We start from the raw sequence: 20,092 nt of genomic DNA on the forward strand, positions 1-20,092 counted from the left end.
CTATCGGGAAGGCGCACCATGATCGAAGCGCTCGACATACAGGTGAAGGGTATCGTGCAAGGGGTGGGATTCCGCCCCTTCGTCTATCGAATGGCGAAGAAGTACCTGATAAACGGTTGGGTGCTCAACGCTACCGACGGCGTGTTCATCCATGCCGAGGGCGAGGCGAAGCTGCTCGACGAGTTCGTCATCGAGCTGTCCGAGAACCCGCCGGCCGCCTCGCGCGTCGAAGAAGTGACGCTCAAGGAGGTTCCGTTGGAGGACTTCGACTCCTTCGAGATCCGCTTCTCGGACGCCGGCGCGGTGGAGAAGACCACGCTCGTGTCGCCCGACCTGGCCACGTGCGACGACTGCGTGCGCGAGCTGTTCAACCCCAACGACCGGCGCTACCGCTACCCGTTCATCAACTGCACGAGCTGCGGGCCGCGCTTCACCATCATCGAGAAGCTGCCCTACGACCGCAAGAGCACGTCTATGAAGGACTTCCCCATGTGCGAGCGTTGCGCCCGCGAGTACGGCGACCCGCTCGACCGCCGCTTCCACGCGCAGCCCGACGCGTGCTTCGAGTGCGGGCCGCACCTGAGCTGGCGCGAGCACGAGGGCCTGCCCTGCGCGCTGGCCAGCGTAGACGCCTCCGTGCCGGCCGTAGGCCTCGAAGAGCGCACGAATGCTGCAGGTGAAGCATGTGACGCCCCCGACGCCATCGCTTCGCCACTTGGCCCGGTGATCTGGGGGAAAACGCGTGCAGAGAGCGATGCCATCCTCGCGCGCGCCGTGGAGCTGCTGCGTGCGGGGAAGATTTTGGCCGTGAAGGGCCTCGGCGGTTTCCACCTGGTGTGCGACGCGAACAACGCCGACGCCGTGGCGCTCCTGCGCGCCCGCAAGCGCCGCGAGGGCAAGGCGTTCGCGGTGATGGCTGCCTCGACGGCCGACGTTCGCCGCGTCTGCGAGGTGAACGACTCCGAGGCTGCCGCGCTCGAGGGCTCGCAGCGCCCCATCGTGCTGCTGAAGAAGCGCGCGGGCGCCGCCTTCGCCCCCGGTCTGGCCGACCGCCTGCCCGAGCTGGGCGTCATGCTGCCCTACACCCCCCTCCAGCACCTCCTGCTCCACGACTTCGCCGATGAGACAAAGGGACGGGGATATTGTCTCATTCCCCTGCTCGTCATGACGTCCGGCAACATCCACGACGAGCCCATCGTCATCGACGACGAGGATGCTTACGCGAAGCTGTTCTCCGTGGCTGACGCGTTCATCGGCCACGACCGCGCCATCCGCGCCCGCTACGACGACTCGGTGGTGCGCGTCATCGATGCCGGCAGCGCGGGCGAGGCCCTCCAGTTCCTCCGCCGCGCCCGTGGCTTCGCGCCCCTTCCGATCCCGTTGGCCAGCCAGCCAGCGGAACGAGCCGACGCTGCGGCCTCCCGTGGCACCCGATCTGCGCCCGCTGACGAGAGCTTGCGTACCGAAGCACGCGGCGCCTCCGCCAGCGAACGCATCCCGGGCACCGGGGAAGTCCTTGCTGACCCCGATGGGCCCGAGGGTTCTCACGATGCTTCACGTGAGGCATCCGTTCGTTCGCAGGCGATACTCGCCGTGGGCCCCGAGCAGAAGAACACGTTCACGCTCACGCGCGATGCCGAGGCGTTCGTGTCGCAGCATATCGGCGACATGGAGAACGCCGAGACCTACGACGCGTGGCTCCAGGCGAAGGACCGCTACGAGACGCTGTTCGAGATCACGCCGACGCGCCTGGCTTGCGACCTGCACCCCGAGTACCTCACGTCGAAGTGGGCGCACGACGAGAGCCGCGCGCGCAATCTGCCCCTCACCGAGGTGCAGCACCACCACGCGCACATCGTGTCGGTTATGGGCGAGCACGGGCTGCCCGGCCCCGTGTGCGGCATCGCGTTCGACGGCACGGGCTACGGTGTGGACGGCGCCATCTGGGGCGGCGAGGTGCTCCTGTGCAACCAGCGCGCGTTCGAGCGGTTCGCGAACTTCGCCTACGTGCCCATGCCGGGCGGCGCGGCGGCGGTGAGGCATCCGTTGCGCATGGCCTACGGTGCCCTGTGGGTGTTCGACCTGCTGGAGCATCCGGGCGCGGCCGACGCGCTCGCCGCCCTGGGCGATCAGGCGGCCCTGTGCGAGCAGATGATCGACCGCGGCCTGAACACGCCTATGACCTCGTCTGTCGGCCGCCTGTTCGACGCCGCCAGCGCGCTTCTGGGCATCTGCACGGAACCGAAGTACGAGGGCGAGCCGGCCATCTTGCTAGAAGCGGCGATGGACGAAAACCAGACAAATGTTTCACATGAAACATCGGAAGCCGTCCAGCGGGAGGCCGCGCATGCCGCGGCCGATGCTGCAGCTGCCCTTCCGACCGTCCTCCCGAACGCCGAGGATGATGCCGCTGCGGCCGACCGCTACGCCATCGAGGTCGTCAAGAACACCGCCACCGCGGAGAGCACGGCGCAGGACACCTCGGTCGTGCTGTTCGACGCGGCCCCTGCGTTCCGTGCGCTTCTGGACGATAAGGCTGCCGACGTGCCCGTGGCCGTCATCGCGCGACGCTTCCACGACGCGTTCGTGCAGGCTGTTGCCACGGCGGCCGAGCTGGCGCGCAGCGTGTACGGCATCGAGACGGTGGCGCTGTCGGGCGGCGTGTTCATGAACCGCTACCTGGTGGAGCATGCGCTGGCGGCGCTCGAGCGCGTCGGGTTCACGGTGGCCGTCAACCGCGATCTGCCGCCCAACGACGGCTGCATCTCGTTCGGCCAAGCTGTGGTAGCATGGGCCTCGAACGAAGAGGGCGCCGCCGAGCGCGGTGCGTAAGGCGCGATCCGCCGCGGAGCCGCGCCGCAACCTGAAAGAAGGCATGAACTTATGTGCTTGGCCATACCTGCTAAGATCACCGAGCTCAAAGACGGCAACCTGGCGACGGTCGATATCCTGGGCGTCACCCGCGACATTGCCGTCGACCTCACGCCGCAGGCCGGCGTGGGCGACTTCGTGCTCGTGCACGCCGGCTTCGCCATCGAGGTGGTGGACCCCGACTACGCCCAGGAGACCATCGACCTCATCAAGCAGTTCCCTGAGCTGGCCGGCGAGGACATTCCCGACGTCGAAGAGGCGTCCCGATGAGCGGCCCGACGAGCGCCGCTCCAGCGAACCAAAAAATTGGAACGGATATTTCACGTGAAACATCCGCCGCGCCGGTCGAAACGCCCGCGCACGAAAAGCCTGCAGTCGATGGCGCCGCCATGGAGGCCGAGCTCGCGGCGTTCAAGGATCCCGAGCTCGCGCGCGGTCTCATAGACTCCATCCAGAAGCTCGCGCCCGCGGGCGGCGCCACGCTCATGGAGGTGTGCGGCACGCACACGGTGGCCATCGCGCGCAACGGCATCCGCAACCTCATGCCCGAGGGCATCCGCCTGGCGTCCGGCCCCGGTTGCCCGGTGTGCGTGACGTCGAATCACGACATCGACACCGTCATCGCGCTCGCGCGCACCGACAACGTCACCATCGCCACGTTCGGCGACATGACGCGCGTGCCCGGCTCCACGTCGAGCCTCCTGAAAGAGCAGGCGGCGGGCCGCAGCGTGCAGATCGTGTACTCGCCGCTCGACGCGCTGGCGCTCGCCCAGCAGAACCCCGATCGCGAGATCGTGTTCGTGGGCGTGGGCTTCGAGACCACCACGCCGCTCGTGGCCATGGCCATCAAGCGCGCGGCTGCGGCCGGCCTCGAGAACTTCACCGTGTTCGGCGCCCACAAGAACATGCCCGGTGCGCTGGAGGCCATCATCAACGACCCGAAGCTCAAGCTGGATGCGCTCATCCTGCCGGGCCACGTGAGCACCATCATCGGCGCGGAGCCGTACCGGTTCCTGGCCGAGAAGTACGGCATTCCCGGCGTCATCACGGGCTTCGAGCCGGTTGACGTGCTGCAGGGCATCGCCATGATCATGCGCCAGCTGCACGAGGGCCGCGCCGAGATCGAGATCGCCTACGCGCGCGGCGTCATGCCCCAGGGCAACCCCGTGGCGATGGCCGCCATCGACGAGGTGTTCGAGACGTGCACCGCGCTCTGGCGCGGCCTGGGCGAGATCCCCGGCTCGGGCTACCGCATCCGCGAGGAGTTCGCGCAGTTCGACGCCGTGCGCCGCTTCCAGCCGAACATCGAGCCCACGCAGGACCCGAAGGGCTGCCGCTGCGGCGACGTGCTGCGCGGCATCATGGCCCCCAACGAGTGCCCCCTGTTCCGCCGCGTGTGCACGCCCGAGAACCCGGTAGGCCCCTGCATGGTGTCCAGCGAGGGCAGCTGCGCCGCGTACTACCGGTACTATTGAGGTTGGGGGCGGTGCGCGTCGATCGGGCAAAAGGCTGATGCGGCAACGTGGGCGCGTGTCCTTGCGGTGCGACGCGCGTTACCGCTACTAGTAAGGTCGGCAAGGGGTCGGCAGGGCTAAGCGCAGAAAGGCCGTGGAGGTGTGAAAAGGGGAAAGCGGATCGGGGACCTCATACCGTTGCCCGTGGTCGCGTTCATCCTCGGCGCGCTGGTGGTGGGTGCCGTGACGGCGTACGTCGCAGGGGACGACGTGCGCGCCGAGCGGAACGAGGCGCTGCGCACCGACCAGGTATACAGCTCGCGAATCACCTCGCTTTTGGACGGCCTGTTCCACAAGACCGACATCATGGAGGCCATGATCATCGCAGGCAACGGCGAGCTGTCGGAGAAGACCTTCGTCGACCTGGCACGCTCGCTCTCCGATGGGGCCGGCATACGCGCCATCCAGTACCTCCCCGATGGCGTCGTTCGCTATGTGTACCCCCTCGAAGGCAACGAGCCCACCGTTGGAAGCGACATTTTCGAGAACCCGGAGCGTCGAGAGGACGCCCTGCTTGCGCTCGAGACGAGGCAGATCACCCTCTCGGGTCCCTACGTGCTGAACCAGGGAGGTTTCGGCCTGGTTGCGCGCAACCCCATCTTCCTCACCGACGGAGACGGCCGGGAAACCTTCTGGGGCTTCACGGTGATCGTGCTCGACCTTCCGGCCGCCCTCGATCCGGTCATGTTCTCCGACCTCGAGGACAAGGGCTACCGCTTCGAGCTGTACACGGAGGGGGAGGGCGGCGAGCACCTGACGATAGCGTCTTCCGATACGCTTCCGGAGGACGACCCCGTCAGCTACACGGTGTCGGTTCCCAACCATGATTGGACGCTCGGCATCGCGCCGGAATCCGGATGGGTGAATGGGGGGAAGGTGCTCGCCACGGTTGCGGCGGGACTGGTCATCAGCGCCCTGCTGGCCGTGGTAATAGGGCAGATGCAGGTGAAGCGACGTTTTCTGCACGACCTTGCCAACACCGACGAGCTGACCGGCCTGCACAACCGGCGCTGGTTTGCCGAGGAGATCGGGCGCTGGTGTGACGGGCCGCGCGAGGTTCCCTTCAGCCTGTTCTACCTTGATCTGGATGGGTTCAAGGCCGTCAACGACACCCTGGGCCACAAGCTGGGCGACGAGCTGCTGGTGCAGGTGGCCGACCGCTTCCGCACCGTGTGCGGCGATGCGGGCGTCTTGGCGCGCGTCGGCGGCGACGAATTCGTTGTGGCGGTGAGCGGGATTTCCGGCGATTCCGCCCAGGAGTTCGCCGACCGGTTGCAGCAGGCCCTCGAAGAACCTGTCGTCCTCGAGGGACGGGCTTGGACGATCGGCGTCAGCGTGGGCGTTGCCGCGTACCCTGATGACGGATGCGACTACGATTCCCTCATCCGCGCCGCCGACGACAGCATGTACGCCGAAAAACGCGCCGCGAAGGGGAGTTCCCAAGCGGAGTAGCCGCTGCCCGGCCCCTCCCGCTTCGCACCCCGCATGGCCCTGCACTATAATGAGCCTTATAGTCAACGATTTTATGTCGAAACGCATGCGGCCGCCGTGCGCGGCCCTACAATCGGCAGGAGGGGGCACGCAACTGCTGGGAGCCGAAAAATGATCGGAGCCGGCATAGTATTTTCGTGTAAATGGTGCTAATATAGTATCAATTAGAAGCGCGTCGCTCCTTGCGGGCGGCGCACAAGGCAAGGCGAGACATAAAGGGGGTGTGCCATGGATATCTTTTCCGATCCCGTGTTGCTGGCGCGTGTGCAGTTCGCCCTGACGGCGGCCTACCACTTCTTCTTCGTGCCGTTGACCATAGGTTTGGGATTGATCCTAGCCATCAACGAAACCAGGTACTACCGCTCGCGCAACGAGAAAGACGCGGCGGCCTCGAGGTTCTGGGTGAAGATCTTCACCGCGACGTTCGTGATAGGCGTGGCCACGGGCATCACGATGGAGTTCTCCTTCGGAACTAACTGGGCGGACTACTCCCGCTTCGTCGGGGACATCTTCGGGGCGCCGCTCGCGGCCGAGGCCCTGCTGGCCTTCTTCCTGGAGTCGGTGTTCCTGGGCATCCTGCTGTTCGGACGCAAGACCGTGTCGCCGAAGTTCTACCTGGTGAGCGCCTGGCTCGTGTGGTTCGGCTCGTGCCTCTCCGCCCTGTGGATCCTCATTGCGAACTCGTGGATGCAGACGCCGGCCGGCGCGGAGCTTGCGGCCGACGGGTCGAAGGCCGTCATCACGGACTTCCTGGGCGCCGCGCTCAACCCGTCGCTCATGGCCCGCTATAGCCACGTGGTGGTTGCGCTGCTCATCATGGGCGCGTTCGCCGCCATGGCCGTGAGCGCGTGGTACCTGATCAAGGGCAGGCACGCCGACTTCGCCATGAAGACCATGCGCATCGGCGCCGTGGTGGGCATCGTCACCAGCTGCGTCATGATCTTCACGGCGCACGCGTCGGCCGTGGTCGTGGCCGAGGAGCAGCCCACGAAGCTGGCCATGATGGAGGGCATGTACGACGACGAGGTCCCGCCGCTGTACCTGTTCGGCTGGGTGGACGAGGAGAGTCAGCAGGTCATCACCCCGTTCGCCATCCCCGGCGGCACCAGCTTCCTGGCTACGGGCACCTGGGACACCGAGTACCAGGGTCTGAACTCGCTGGCCGAGACGGAGCAGTACGGCGCTCTCGATCCCGAGACGGCGCCCGTGAACTTCGTGTTCCAGACGTACCATATCATGGTTGCCATGTACGGCCTGATCATGATCACGGCCATCCTGGCCATCGTGTTCTCGTACCGCAAGGGTGGCCGCATCAAGAACATGAGGTGGCTGCAGCGCCTCGTGCTGATCTCGCCCGTGTTCCCGGTCATCGCCATCCAAACCGGCTGGTTCACCGCCGAGCTCGGCCGCCAGCCGTGGGTCGTGTACCCTTCGGCCACCGGCCCCGAGGGCGTGGCGCTTGCCACCGGCGATGCGGCTTCGGCCTCGGTGTCGGCTCCCGAGCTGCTGGTCACCATGGTGCTGTTCTTCCTGGTGTACGTGTTCCTTATCTTCGCGTGGGCGCGCGTCATGGGCCGCTTCATCAAGGAGGGCCCGGTGGCGAAGCCGGCCGAAGCCGACAATGCCGCATCCGACGACGCCAAGCGCAAGGACGTCGTGCCCGGCTTCGCGCCGGTGGGCGATCCGGTGGTCGCTGCGAAAGGCGGTGAGTAGCCATGGAGATGACCTTCTTCAACGTGCTGTGGTTCTTCCTGATCTTTGTGCTCATCGGCGGGTACTTCGTGCTCGACGGGTTCGACTTGGGCGCAGGCGTGCTGTACCCGTTCGTGGCGAAGGACGATCACGACAAGGCCGTCGTGCGCCGCAGCATCGGGCCGGTATGGGACGGCAACGAGGTGTGGCTGCTCACGGCCGGCGGCGCGCTGTTCGCGGCGTTCGCCCCCGCGTACGCCACCACGTTCAGCGGGTTCTACCTGGCGGTCATGCTGGTGCTGTTCGGGCTTATCGTGCGTGCGGTGTCGCTTGAGTACCGCGGGCACGACAAGAAGTACGGCAAGGTCTGGGACGGCTGCTTCTTCGTGGGATCGCTCTTGCCGGCGCTGCTTCTGGGCGTGGCCGTGGGCAACATCTATGCGGGCATTCCCATGGATATGAACGGCGATTACGTGGGCGTTCCGTTGCTGGGCCTCATCACGCCGTTCACGCTGCTGTGCGGCCTGCTTGGCCTGGCCATGTTCTTGGCGGCGGGCGCTGCGTGGATCGCGCTCAAGGCCCCGAAGCCGTCCGCCCTTCAGGCGCGTGCGGCCGGCCTGCGGCTGCCGCTGCAGATCGCGGCGCTCGTGCTGTTCCTGGCGGTGTCGGTGTACGGGCACTTCGTCATCCAGCCGGCCATGGACCCGGCGCTCGGCATCGTGCGTTGGCTCTTTGCCATCCTGGCGGCGGGCGGCATCGTGGCGTCCATCGTGCTGGCGCGCAGCAAGGGAAGCGACAAGGGCGCCTTCCTCGCGCAGTCGGTTTCGGCATTTTGCCTGGTGGGACTTCTGGCGGCCTCGATGTTCCCGAACCTCGTGGTGGCGTCGGCCGGCAGCGCGGGCCCGTCCATCACGCTCATGAGCGCTGCGTCGTCCGAGCTCTCGCTCATGTGGATGACCATCATCACGTGCGTGGGCCTGCCGCTGGTATTGGTGTACCACGTGATCATCTACCGCACGTTCCGCGGGCGCATCGAGGACGACGACCTGGCGCACTACTAACGCGAAAGCTGCGGAACCCTCAACGAAAAGCGGAATCGAAGGCCGGCCCGATTTGCGGGCCGGCCTTACTTTACTCTAGTATTGTGATAGAGTATTGTGCAATAACGAGCCTGATCAGAAAGGAACGACTATGGCAGACGATCAAGATCGGACGGTTCCCTTGCCCGAGAACTCCGAGCCGCAGCAGCCGGGGGGCGAGGTGACGCCCGCTGCCGAGCCTGCTCCCGGATCCGCTCCCGAGCCGACGCCCACCGCGCCGTCCGCTGCATCGCCCACCCCGCCTCCCCCGCCCGCTCCGGGGCAGGACCAGCCTGCGCAGCCGTACCAGCCAGCCGCGCCTTACGGCCAGCCGCAGCAGCCTGTAGCTCCCGGCCAGCCCTTTAACCCGTACGGCCAGCCCGCTCCCGGCTACTACCAGCAGCCCGCCAAGAGCGGCAAGGCCACGGGCGCGCTCGTGTGCGGCATCTTTGCCATCCTGCTGGCGTGGGCGCCGCTTTTCGGCATTATCCTGGGCATCGTCGCCATCGTGCTTGCGGTGAAGGCCGTGAAGGAGGCCGGCAAGGACGGCAAGGCAACCGGCGGCAAGGTATGCGGCATCATCGGCATCGTGCTCTCCGTGCTGTCGTTCATTCTGTATCTGGTCATCGGCTTCGGCGCCATGGCCTACATCGCGGCGAATCCCGGTTCGGTGACGGTGGTGGACAACGCGCCCTATTCGGATTCGAACTCCGGGCTCGCTGCCACCGAGGGCGAGAAGCAGGCCGAGGCCGTGGCCCAAGCGGAGCTCGACAAGCTGAAGAACCAGGACCCGGCATTCGTGCAACAGCTTGCGGCCCAGCTCGATGCCGAGTTTGCCGACAGCGCCGGCTACAGCCTTGCCGAGCTGGGCGTAGATCCGGTTGCGTTCGTCCAGTGGCTGCTGGCCGACTTTGACTACCAGCTTGACGGCACCTACACGAGCAGCGATGGCACCGGTACCACGTATGCCGACGTGACCATGCGCGACGTGTACGCGTTCGCCGGCGCCTTCATGACGGACGCCACGGCGTTCTCGCGCTCCACGGAGGCGGGCTCGATGGACGAGGCGGCCGTTAAGGCCAAGCTCGGCGAGCTGTTCAATGCCGCCATGGAGAAGACCACGGACACGACCGAGACCTACATCGGTGTTGACCTGGTGAAGCAAGGGGATGCTTGGGTCGTAGACGAAGAGTCCTGGTCCGATGAGACGGAACTGCTGTTCGGCAACCTGTAAAACTCTCCGCGCGGCCGTCCTTTGCGGACCGCGAACGCCGACCATGCGGGAAGGCGGGCCCAGCGGCCCGCCTTCCCGCGTTTCAGGGATAACACGACCAGGGGAATCATTAATAATTGGGAAACATCTTCTTAAGAAACACTCAAGGTGGCGGCCATTGCTATTAACGCCGCCGGTTTGTAGTCTCATCGCAAGGCGCCGATAAGGTGCTGCTCCAAGGGGAAAGCACGAAAAAGGAGGGAAGAGATGACGAGCTACATGGAGAAGGTTCGGCAGTCTTCGGAGCTGAGCAGAAGAGGCTTCGTCAAAGCCAGCGCCGCCGCCACGGCCGCCCTGGCCGTAGGCGGCCTGGCTGGCTGCGCGCCCAACAAGGTGGAGCCGGCGAAGAAGGACGAGGCCGCCGACGCGCGCAACATCACGGACGGCACCTGGGTCACGGCGGCTTGCTGGCACAACTGCGGCGGTCGGTGCCTCAACAAGGCGCTCGTGAAGGACGGCGTGGTCATACGCCAGAAGACCGACGACACCCACGAGGACAGCCCCGACTACCCGCAGCAGCGAGCCTGCGTCCGCGGCCGTGCCCAGCGCAACCACGTGCTGTCCGCCGACCGCCTGAAGTACCCCATGAAGCGCAAGTCTTGGCAGCCCGGCGGCGGCGAGAACGCGCACGGAGACCTCCGCGGCAAGGACGAATGGGAGCGTATCTCCTGGGACGAGGCGTATACCTACATCGCAGACGAGATCAAGCGCATCAAGGATGCCCATGGCAACCGCGCGTTCTTCGCCGACGGCGGCCCCGTTTCCAAGTTCCTAAGCCTCTACGGCGGCTACATCGGCCACTGGGGCACCACGTCGCGCGGCGCGTGGACGTACACGCCCGATGTGGTGGGCATCGCCCCGCAGCCGAACGAGGGCATCAACGACCGCCTCGACATGCGCAACAGCGAGGTCGTGGTCATGTTCGGCACGAACCCGGCCTGGTCGTCCGCCGGCAACCCCGCCTACCATCTGCTGCAGATGAAGAAGGCCGGCGCGAAGTTCGTTGCGGTCGATCCGTTTTACAACGACTCCTATGCGCTCGTGGACGCGGAGTGGATTCCCTGTCGTCCCTCGACCGACATGGCGTTGTTCTTGGGCATCGCGAACGCCATGTTGGAGCTTGACGGCGAGAAGGGCCTGATAGACTGGGATTACCTGAACACCCACAACGTAGGTTTCGACGCCGACCACATGCCCGAGGGCGAGGACCCGGCCGGCAACTTCAAGGACTACGTCCTGGGAACCCACGACGGAACCCCGAAGTCGCCCGAGTGGGCCTCCAAGATCTGCGGCGTGAGCCCCGAGAACATCCGCTACCTGGCCGTGCTCATGGGCAAGGACAACAAGGCCGCCATTCTCATGGCCTGGGCCTCCGCCCGCACGCACAACGCCGACTGCCTTCCCCAGCTGGTCATGACGCTGGGCGCGATGGGCGGCCACTTCGGCAAGTCGGGCCACATGTGCGGCCTGTCGTGCCATTCGCGCTCGTTCAACGGCGGCACGTACCTGATAGGCGCCGGCTCGAGCGAGCTCCCGTCCATCAAGAACCCGCTCGCTGCCACCGAGAGCATCAACGACACGGAGATGTGGAACGCCATCGTCGACGGCAAGTACACCTATGCGGGCGGTTCCACGAAAAAGGTTCCCGGCGAGCCGCGCGAGGTGGATATCAAGCTCATCTACCACGACAGCATGAACGCTAAGCTCCAGACCACCGACGGCCAGGCCAAGGGTATCGAGGCGCACCGCAAGGTCGACCTCGTGGTCACGCACTCCCTGTTCATGACCACGAACGCCGCCTACTCCGATTTCGTGCTGCCCATCGAGTCCTACTGGGAGAAGGAGGGCGGGTTCCTCCAGGGCAACCGCGAGGCGCTCATCTACCACTCTAAGGTGATCGACCGGATGTACGAATGCCTTTCCGACGAGGAGATCGCCAGCGAGATAGGAAAGCGCTTGGGACTCAACCCCGAGGAAGTGTTCCCCTTCGGCGTGAAGCAGCAGCTGTTCAACCAGTTCGTGGGAGCGTACATCGTCGACGAGGCGGGCGAGAAGAAGCCGCTCGTCACCATCACCGAGGACGACATCAAGGAATGGGAGTGCGAGGGCGAGCCGCAAGAGGGCGTGATCGGGATGAAGGAGCTCATCGAGAAGGGTATGTACCAGATACCCCGCTCGCCCGACGACGGCTATAGCTACATCGCCTACGAGAAGTTCGTACAGGACCCCGAGGCGAATCCGTTGAAAACCGCCAGCGGCAAGCAGGAGATATACTGCGCGCCCCTGCGTGACGCCATCAACGGCATCGGCTACAGCAAGATCGAGGCCATTCCTACCTACGTCCCCCCGCAAGAAGGCGTCGAGGCCACGTTCAGCGACTTCGAGGCGGGCGTTAAGGGCGACTATCCCTACCAGGTGTACAACCCCCATTACCTGCGCCGCTCCCACACCGTGTTCGACAACGTGCAATGGCTGCGCGAGACCTGGCCGAACCCCGTGTTCATCAGCGCGCAGGACGCGCAGGAGAAGGGCATCCAGGAAGGCGACACGGTGCTGATCACAAGCCCCCACGGCAAGTGCCTCCGCACCGCGTGCCCCACGCAGCGCTTCATGCCGGGCGTTATCGGCCTGCCCCACGGTGCATGGGTCGATATGGACGAGGAAAAGGGCATCGACCGTGCCGGATCGGACAACATCCTCACGGGGCAGATACAGTCGGGCCAGGGAGTGTCCGGTTGGAACACCTGCATAGGCAACATCGAGAAGTACCAAGAAGAGCTCGCACCCGACAGCGAGCAGCCCCCGCGCATCCCCGAAGCGCAGATGCAGGAGAGGTGATCGACGATGAGGAACGGATTCTACTTCGACATGACCGCCTGCATCGGCTGCAGGACGTGCCAGGTTGCGTGCAAGGACAAGAACGACCTTGAGATGGGCGTGATCTTCAGGAGGCTGTCGGACTTCGAGGTGGGGGAGTACCCCGCCGTGCAGACCTACCACTACTCCGGCTCGTGCAACCATTGCGAGAAGCCCGAGTGCGTGGCGGCCTGCCCCAACGCAGCCATGTACATCGACGAGGAAGACGGCACGGTGCAGCACGACGATGAGAAGTGCATCGGCTGCCAATACTGCGTGAAGGCGTGCCCGTACGGCGTGCCCCAGCATATCGAGTCGATCCAGAAGACGCACAAGTGCGATGGCTGTATCGAGCTTCGCGCGAACGGCGAGCAGCCGGCCTGCGTGGCGGCGTGCCCGATGCGCGCCCTTGAGTTCGGGCCGATCGACGAGCTGCGCGCCGCGCATCCCGATGCGGTGAACGCCGTTGCGATCCTGCCCGAGCCGAAGACCGAGCCGAGCGTCGCCATCGTGGCCAAGCCGGCGGCGCTCGAGCCCGACCCCGTGTCGGCGCTCATGTAACATCCGACGACAAGCTGCAGCGGCCTTCTCCCTCCCAGTCGCTGCAGCTTGCCCGTAAGGGGGACGATATGCGCTTCGATGATGCGGCGGGCACCGTGCTCGCCAACCGGTGTTTTCTCTACCGCTACCTTTGGCGGGCCTTCGCGGCCGAGCCCGACGACGCCCTGCTCGGCATCGTGGCCGACGCGCACACGCGCGAAGAATGCGCGCTGCTCGACGGCCAGGGCGGCGAGGGCGCGCGCCTGCAGGATGCGATCGCCGAGGCGGTTGCAAGCGGTCCCGATGGACTGTGCAGTGCGTACACGAAACTTTTCATCGGCCCGGCGAAGCTCCCCGCACCGCCGTGGGAATCGGTGTATGCTACCGGGGAGCCGCTGCTTTTTCAGGAGAGCACGCTTGCCGTGAGGGATGCTTACCGCCGGGCGGGCTATGCCGCTGCGGGGTATCCCCACGAGGCCGACGACCATCTGGCGGTTGAGCTCGACTTCATGGCCACGCTTGCGGCCGATGCGAGCGCCGCGTTTGAGGCGGGCGACGAGGAGCGCTGCGCTAACCTGCTCGCCGTGCAGCGGGATTTCCTGCGCGAGCACCTGCTCACGTGGGTCGAGGCGTTCGCTGAGCGGTTGGCGGGCAGCGCAGGGGACGGGGCCCTCTATCCGCGGTTCGCGGAGCTGGCAGCCCTCGTCTGCGCGCGCGACGCCGACGTGCTGGAGGAGCTCGCGGCCTCTGCGTGAGGCCGGGCCAAGGCGCTTGAGGGGAGGGGAGCGTCATGGGGAACATAAAGCTGAAGACGAAGTTCGCGGGCCTGATCATCGCGCTGATCGCCGTGTCGCTCGTGGCCAACCTGGCCTGGACGTCCGAGAACAAGCGCGCCCAGATGGAAAACGAGCTGCGCGAAAAGGGCATGGTGCTGACCCAGCAGATGGACGCCGTCTGGGAGTTCATGGCCTCGAACCAGGACCGCCTCGAGCAGATATCCTACACCGACGACGGCGTGTACCAGGGCCTCCACTGCGCTATCGCCGGTCGCAGCATAGGGCAGCTCTTCACGTCGCAATCCAGCTACACCACGCGGTTCGTGAACTTCAACCCGCGCAACCAGGCTGACGAGCCGGACGCCTTCGAGGCCCGCGCGCTCGACGCGTTCTACGTCGACCCGACCTGCCGCGAGTTCTACGAGATCACGCAGTACCAGGGCGAGGAGGTGTTCCGCTACCTGGCGCCCATGCGCATCGAGAGGAACTGCCTCGATTGCCACGGGGAGCCCGCCGGCGAGATCGACGTGACCGGCTATGCGAAGGAGGGTTGGCGCTCGGGCGACGTGGGCGGAGCCATCAGCATCGTCATCCCGCTCGATGTGTACATGGACAACGAGAAGAGCGCCGTGGTGCAGGACGTCATCTTCTTCGGGGGCATGTTGGTGGCATGCCTGGTTATCATGTACCTGGCGCTCACCTACCTCGTCACGCGGCCGCTCAGCAAGATCCAGGCGGGCGTCGAGCGCATCCAGACGGGCGATCTGGACGTGGAGCTGGCGCACACGGAGTCGTCGCGCGAGATGAACACGCTCATGACCGAGTTCAACGAGATGGCGCACGAGCTGGCCGGCATCTACAGCAACCTGGAGGCGCAGGTGCAGGTCCGCACCGCGCAGCTGGCCGAGGCGAACGCCGTGCTCGAGCGGCAGCGCGCGCAGCTGGAGGAGGCCAACGGCCGCCTGCGCGACGAGAACCGCTACAAGTCCGAGTTCCTTGCCATGATGAGCCACGAGCTGCGCACGCCGCTCACGTCCATCATCGCGTTCACGGAGCTGCTGAACCGCAACAGCGAGCCCGCCGACGAGAAGGAGGCGGAGACGCGGCGCGAGATCGAGGCGAACAGCCGCGCGCTCCTGCTCATGATCAACGACATACTGGAGATGAGCCGGCTCGACGCCGGAAGGATCGAGATGAATAGGGAAACGGTAGACTTGGGCGACATCGCGGGCATGGTGCAGGCCGTGGTGCAGCCGCTGGCGAACCGAAAGAACATCGCGTTCGCCTGCGAGATCGACCCCGACGTGCCGCTGATCACAGCCGATTTCGAGAAGCTGCGCCACGTGTTGGAGAACCTGTGCGGCAACGCGGTGAAGTTCACGCCGGAGGGCGGCGACGTGCGCCTGTCCATCAGCTGGCATCCCGAATGCGGCCAGGTGTGGCTGCGCGTCGCGGACACGGGCATCGGCATTGCGAAGAAGGACCAGCGGCGCATCTTCGACCGTTTCGTGCAGGCCGACTCGTCGGCGTCGCGCCGCTACAATGGTACCGGGCTGGGGCTCTCGCTGGCGAAGGAGTACGCCGAGATGCACGGGGGCACCATCTCCGTGGAAAGCGAGCCGGGGCGCGGCAGCGTGTTCGCGGTGCGCATCCCGGTGGACGGGCCTACCGAGGCCCGAGCGTGAACGCGGCGCTGTTTCTGGCGGCGCGTCCTAAAGGGGGCAGCGCCTCGCGGAGCGAGGGAGAGCTGCAGGATGGGCTGCTCGGGTGCGCAGCACGAGCGGAAGGGGAGGAACCGTATGGGGAATGCGGCGAAAGTGATGCTCATCGACGACGATGAGAGCTTGCACGTGCTCATGAGGCGCATCGTGGAGGATGCGGGCTATGCGTTCTGCGCGTCGTTCGACGGCGAGGAAGGGCTGACCCTGCTGGCCGACGAGAAGCCCGACCTGCTCCTGTTGGATGTGATGATGCCCGGCATGAACGGCTTCGAGGTGTGCCGCCGCATGCGCGAGGACGGCCGGCGCATTCCCATTATCTTCCTGTCGGCGAAGGGCGATATCGTGGACAAGAGCATCGGCTTCAAGGCCGGGGGCGACGATTACGTGGTCAAGCCGTTCAGCCCCGACGAGCTCTTGCTGCGCATCGAGGCGCATCTGCGCCGCCACAAGGACGACCTCGCGTTCGCGAAGGCCGTGAACCGCGAGGGAAGCGCTACCACAGGCGACCTGGAGGTGTTCTTCAACCAGTACGAGGCGCGTCTGCACGGGCGCAAGGTCGACCTCACGGCAAAAGAGTTCGAGATCCTGGCGCTTTTGGCCGCGAACCCCGGGCAGGTGTTCACGCGCGCGCAGATATTCGAGCATATCTGGGGCGTGGACAGCGAAGTGGATGAGAGCAGCATCACCGTTTTCATGCGCAAGATCCGCGAGAAGATAGAGGAGAATCCCTCTCAGCCGAAGTACCTGATCACCGTATGGCGTGTGGGCTACAAATTCGCCGAGCGCCGGTAGGGGCCGCAACGAAAGCCCCCAAGCGCAAGCCCCGCCTGGGGATCATCCTGTAGGGCAGGGGCTCTGGCCCCTGCCGCAATCCGTTGCACCATCCTGTTGCGCGCCCAACCCGCCACAGGCGACCCCGCCGCCGGTGGATCGCAGGCGGCTACGCCAAGCGCTGTCCCAGCTCCTTGGCGGCGGCCGCTTTGTCGAAGTTGCCGGAGGTTTTCTGCGTGAGGGCGCCCATGACGCGCCCCATGTCCTTCTTCGTGGAGGCGCCCGTCTCGGCCAGCACCTCGCCGATGAGCGCGGTGAGCTCGTCGCCTGTCACCTGCTTGGGCAGGTAGCCTTCCAAGATGGCAACCTGCTCGGACAGCATGTCCGTGCGCTCCTGGTCGTTGCCGGCCTTGATGGATCCGTCGAGCGTCTCCCGCGTTTGCTTTATGAGTCGCTTGATCATGGCGTCGACGTCTGCGTCCTCGATGTCGCGCCGCTCGTTGACCTCGATGTTCTTGATCTCGCCATGCACCTGCCGCAGGATGGACAGCCGAACCTTGTCCTTCGCCTTCATGGCGGCTTTGATCTCGTCTTTCAGCTCGTCGTACTTCATCTTGCCCTCGCTTTCGTCGTGCGGTCGCTTTGAGTTCAAAGTATACTGCACGACGCGCGAAGCCAAAAAACGAGAACGAATGTTTCACGTGAAACGCTCGTTCTCGTAGCGCCTTTGTTTAGGTGGAAGCCGGCGCTGTCGAACGGGCTGCATCGGACCCTACGGCTCGGCGCCACCTGCTCCGTTGCACGGGAGCCGTGCGAAGGGGTCTGACCGCATCGGCGGGTAAAGCAAAAACCACGTTACAAGCTGGGCGATCGCATCGGTCGCAATCGGGTGCTCTGGTATGATAAGGACGCATATAGTTCGAGTGGAGGACGTTCATGAGAGACCTGCCTGCAAACCAGCTTAATCCTAAGATAAAGAACGTGTGGCGCATCAACGATGCCATATGGCTCACGGTGGTGTTCCTGTGCTGCTTCGTGCCGTTCGCCATCGCCGCGGCGGTGGAGTCGGCCGGGTGGATGTTCGTCGTGTTGGCGGCGCTGGCTGCCCTGTACGTGGTGGGCATGGTCGTATGGCTGGTCGTGCTGCCGCCCATCCGCTTCATGCGGTGGCGCTACGAGCTTTCGGACGACTACCTGGACATCGCGCGCGGCATCGTGTGGCGCAAGCGCTTCGTCATCCCGTTCATCCGCGTGCAGAACACCGACACGCGCCAGGGGCCCATCCTGCGCGCGTTCGGCCTGGCCAGCGTTACGGTGGCCACGGCTGCGGGCGAGCACGAGATACCGGGGCTCGACAGCCAGACCGCCGAGCAGCTGCGCGACAAGGCGGCCGAGCTTGCGCGCCTCGCCCAGGAGGACGTGTGATGGCCGACAACCAGCAACCTGCACGGCCCCCTTTCGGCCAGCCTCAGCCCGGTTTCAACCAGCAGCCGCCGAACCAGCCGTATCCCGGCCAGCCCTGCTGGAACGATCCCGTCACGGGGCAACCGCCTGCGCCCTCGGGGCAGCCGTATCCCCCGCAGCAGCCGGCGCCGTATCCTGGCCAACCGTACCCGCCGCAGGGGCCGCCGCGCCACCATGTGCATCACAGCTACATCTGGCTCGGCAGCATCCAGGCAGGGGCCGCCATGTTCTTCGTGGTGCTCGTCTCGGGCTTCTCCGGGTTCGTGGGGGCGTTGGCCGATGGCGAGACCATAGGCGGCGACCTTCCCCTGCTCATGCTGGTCATCGGCGCCATCGTGCTGGGCCTCGTGCTCATCATCGGCTTGGTGGCGCTTTTCCAGTGGTTGTCGTACAAGCACCTGTACTACGTCATAGGCCCCGAGGAGTTCAACCTGTACTCGGGCATCTTCAACAAGAAGCGCGTTCACGTGCCCTACCAGCGCATACAGTCGGTCGATCAGCGCGCGTCGCTGCTCCAGCGCCTGTTCGGCGTGTGCACGGTGAGCATCGACACGGCGGGCGGCTCGAACAACAAGGCCGTTCAGGTGCCCTACGTGCAGAAATCGCAGGCCGAGCAGCTGCGCACCGAGCTGTTCGCGCGCAAGCAGTACGCGATGGCCGTCCAGGAGGGCATGGCGCCCCAGGAGGCTGCCGTGGCCGTGGCGGCTGCAAGCGGCGTGGTGCTGCCCCAGGCGGGAGCGGCCGGCCAAGCGGCGGCGGCGGGAGCGGGGGCCGCCGGGCAGGCTCCCCACAACGTGCTGGACGCGCCGGCCGAGATATGGACGGACGTGCGCGGTGTGTTCGGCGGGTCGGCCGTCGACACCGGCAAGGTGACCTACGAGTACGGCTTGAGCAACAAGGAGCTTTTGTTCACCGGCCTTTCGAACAACACGGCGTTCGTGCTCGTCATCTTGGGTATCCTGGGCGGGGCGGCCCAGTTCGCCAGCCAGATGGCGCCGGTTCTCACCGGCATGGTCGATCCCATCGTCGGTCAGTTCATGCTTTTAAGCGGCCAGCTGTTCGGCGGCAACCTCGTGGCCGCCGGCGTGGCCTTGGTGCTGGTGGTCGCAGCCGTGATGTGGCTTCTGTCCATCGTGGGCAGCGCCATCTCGTTCGGCGGCTTCCGCGCCTGTCGGCGCGACAACCGCATAGAGGTGGAGCGCGGCCTGCTGCAGCACCAGTTCCAGGGCGTGAGCGTCGACCGCGTCCAGTCGGTCATCGTGAAGCAGAGCTTCATCCGCCGTTTGCTGGGATACTGCGAGCTCTCGCTCGGCAAGATCGATGCGGCGGCCGAAGGCTCCGACGAGCAGCAGAAGAGCCTGAGCCAGGGCCTGGTGGTGCATCCCTTCGTGAAGATGAGCCGCGTGCCCGAGATCCTCGCAGGGCTGGTGCCCGAGTTCGCCGGCGTGCCGGTGGAGAGCACGCCCGTGGCGCCCGTGGCCCTGCGCCGCGCGCTCATCCGTCGCGGCATCATCCAGGGAACGGGGCTGTGGCTCGCCGTCGTCATCGCCATCGGGCAGGTGTGCTCGAACGCATTCATCGTACCTGACGCCGATGGCCTCACGATCCTCTTCTATATCAACACCGGCGCCTTCATCGGCTATGCGCTGTGCCTCGTGCTGTTCGTGTTGGACTTGGTGGGTGCCGTTCTGTGGTTCCGAGGCTCCGGGTTCGCGTACAACGAGCATTTCATGCAGGTGAGCAACGGCGGCTTCGCGCGTGAGACCGTGAGCTTCCCGCGCAAGAAGATCCAGTTCGGCTACACGAAGACGAACCCGTTCCAGCGCCGCGCCCGCACGGCCACCGTGAGCGCCCGAACCGCGGCCGGCATCGGCGGCACCACGATTCGCCTGATCGACGTCTGTGAAGAAGATGCCCGCAGCTGGCTCGATTGGCTCAAGCCGCGGGGAAATGTGGTAGAGTGAGGCATTATGAGCGCACAGGTAACACCCGATGCATCGGACAGCCGAAGTAGCACTTCCCCTTTGCCGGAGCCTCCGGATGA

Annotated in this window: 15 protein-coding genes; 14 read left to right on the forward strand and 1 reads right to left on the reverse strand. The window is 65.6% G+C overall.

Translation table 11 applies throughout. The features are described 5' to 3' along the window. Positions 1-18 precede the first annotated feature (18 nt). The 12 genes from K9U15_RS02255 (at position 19) to K9U15_RS02310 (ending at position 16,605) form a co-directional block, all read left to right on the forward strand. Positions 19-2,832 carry a carbamoyltransferase HypF gene (locus K9U15_RS02255; protein WP_301155537.1) on the forward strand — a complete coding sequence of 938 codons (2,814 nt, stop codon included), beginning with the start codon at positions 19-21 and terminating at the stop codon, positions 2,830-2,832. A gap of 51 nt (positions 2,833-2,883) precedes the next feature. Further along, positions 2,884-3,141: a HypC/HybG/HupF family hydrogenase formation chaperone gene (locus K9U15_RS02260; protein ID WP_087191519.1), complete on the forward strand. Its 258-nt coding sequence runs from the start codon at positions 2,884-2,886 to the stop codon at positions 3,139-3,141. Between the two features lie 119 nt (positions 3,142-3,260). Next, the gene (gene hypD, locus K9U15_RS02265; protein ID WP_194073871.1) at positions 3,261-4,346 is read left to right on the forward strand and encodes a hydrogenase formation protein HypD; all 1,086 of its coding nucleotides are present in this window, start codon (positions 3,261-3,263) and stop codon (positions 4,344-4,346) included. A gap of 141 nt (positions 4,347-4,487) precedes the next feature. Next, positions 4,488-5,837: a diguanylate cyclase gene (locus K9U15_RS02270; protein WP_123672865.1), complete on the forward strand. Its 1,350-nt coding sequence runs from the start codon at positions 4,488-4,490 to the stop codon at positions 5,835-5,837. A gap of 267 nt (positions 5,838-6,104) precedes the next feature. Then, a complete protein-coding gene (locus K9U15_RS02275; protein WP_123672864.1) occupies positions 6,105-7,589 on the forward strand; it encodes a cytochrome ubiquinol oxidase subunit I in 1,485 nt (494 codons plus the stop codon). Positions 7,590-7,591: 2 nt separating this feature from the next. Then, positions 7,592-8,629 carry a cytochrome d ubiquinol oxidase subunit II gene (gene cydB, locus K9U15_RS02280; RefSeq protein ID WP_087191523.1) on the forward strand — a complete coding sequence of 346 codons (1,038 nt, stop codon included), beginning with the start codon at positions 7,592-7,594 and terminating at the stop codon, positions 8,627-8,629. A 130-nt stretch (positions 8,630-8,759) separates the two neighbouring features. Then, positions 8,760-9,881 carry a DUF4190 domain-containing protein gene (locus K9U15_RS02285; RefSeq protein WP_278806239.1) on the forward strand — a complete coding sequence of 374 codons (1,122 nt, stop codon included), beginning with the start codon at positions 8,760-8,762 and terminating at the stop codon, positions 9,879-9,881. A gap of 246 nt (positions 9,882-10,127) precedes the next feature. Beyond that, positions 10,128-12,758, forward strand: coding sequence for a molybdopterin-dependent oxidoreductase (locus tag K9U15_RS02290; protein WP_301155538.1), 2,631 nt, complete (start codon positions 10,128-10,130; stop codon positions 12,756-12,758). A 6-nt stretch (positions 12,759-12,764) separates the two neighbouring features. Beyond that, positions 12,765-13,337: a 4Fe-4S dicluster domain-containing protein gene (locus K9U15_RS02295; RefSeq protein ID WP_123672862.1), complete on the forward strand. Its 573-nt coding sequence runs from the start codon at positions 12,765-12,767 to the stop codon at positions 13,335-13,337. A 68-nt stretch (positions 13,338-13,405) separates the two neighbouring features. Then, positions 13,406-14,071, forward strand: a complete 666-nt coding sequence (locus tag K9U15_RS02300; protein WP_123672859.1) for a molecular chaperone TorD family protein — start codon at positions 13,406-13,408, stop codon at positions 14,069-14,071. A gap of 35 nt (positions 14,072-14,106) precedes the next feature. Next, on the forward strand, positions 14,107-15,777 hold the full coding sequence (locus K9U15_RS02305; RefSeq protein WP_123672857.1) for a DUF3365 domain-containing protein: 1,671 nt from the start codon (positions 14,107-14,109) through the stop codon (positions 15,775-15,777). 114 nt (positions 15,778-15,891) lie between these two features. Beyond that, entirely contained in the window at positions 15,892-16,605 is a 714-nt protein-coding gene (locus K9U15_RS02310; protein ID WP_167380490.1) for a response regulator transcription factor, read from the forward strand. 148 nt (positions 16,606-16,753) lie between these two features. Here K9U15_RS02310 and K9U15_RS02315 read toward each other — a convergent pair whose 3' ends face one another. Further along, complete coding sequence (locus tag K9U15_RS02315; RefSeq protein ID WP_123672855.1) at positions 16,754-17,197, reverse strand: GatB/YqeY domain-containing protein; 444 nt, start codon at positions 17,195-17,197, stop codon at positions 16,754-16,756. Between the two features lie 323 nt (positions 17,198-17,520). On the opposite strand from K9U15_RS02315, the gene K9U15_RS02320 reads away from it, so the two are divergent. Then, a complete protein-coding gene (locus tag K9U15_RS02320) occupies positions 17,521-18,009 on the forward strand; it encodes a PH domain-containing protein (protein WP_087190275.1) in 489 nt (162 codons plus the stop codon). Continuing rightward, positions 18,009-20,012, forward strand: coding sequence for a PH domain-containing protein (locus tag K9U15_RS02325; RefSeq protein ID WP_241557590.1), 2,004 nt, complete (start codon positions 18,009-18,011; stop codon positions 20,010-20,012). Before K9U15_RS02320 ends, K9U15_RS02325 begins: the two co-directional genes overlap by 1 nt. Positions 20,013-20,092: the final 80 nt, after the last annotated feature.

It is taken from the genome of Gordonibacter sp. RACS_AR68 (assembly GCF_030418485.1).
Taxonomy (GTDB): domain Bacteria; phylum Actinomycetota; class Coriobacteriia; order Coriobacteriales; family Eggerthellaceae; genus Gordonibacter; species Gordonibacter urolithinfaciens.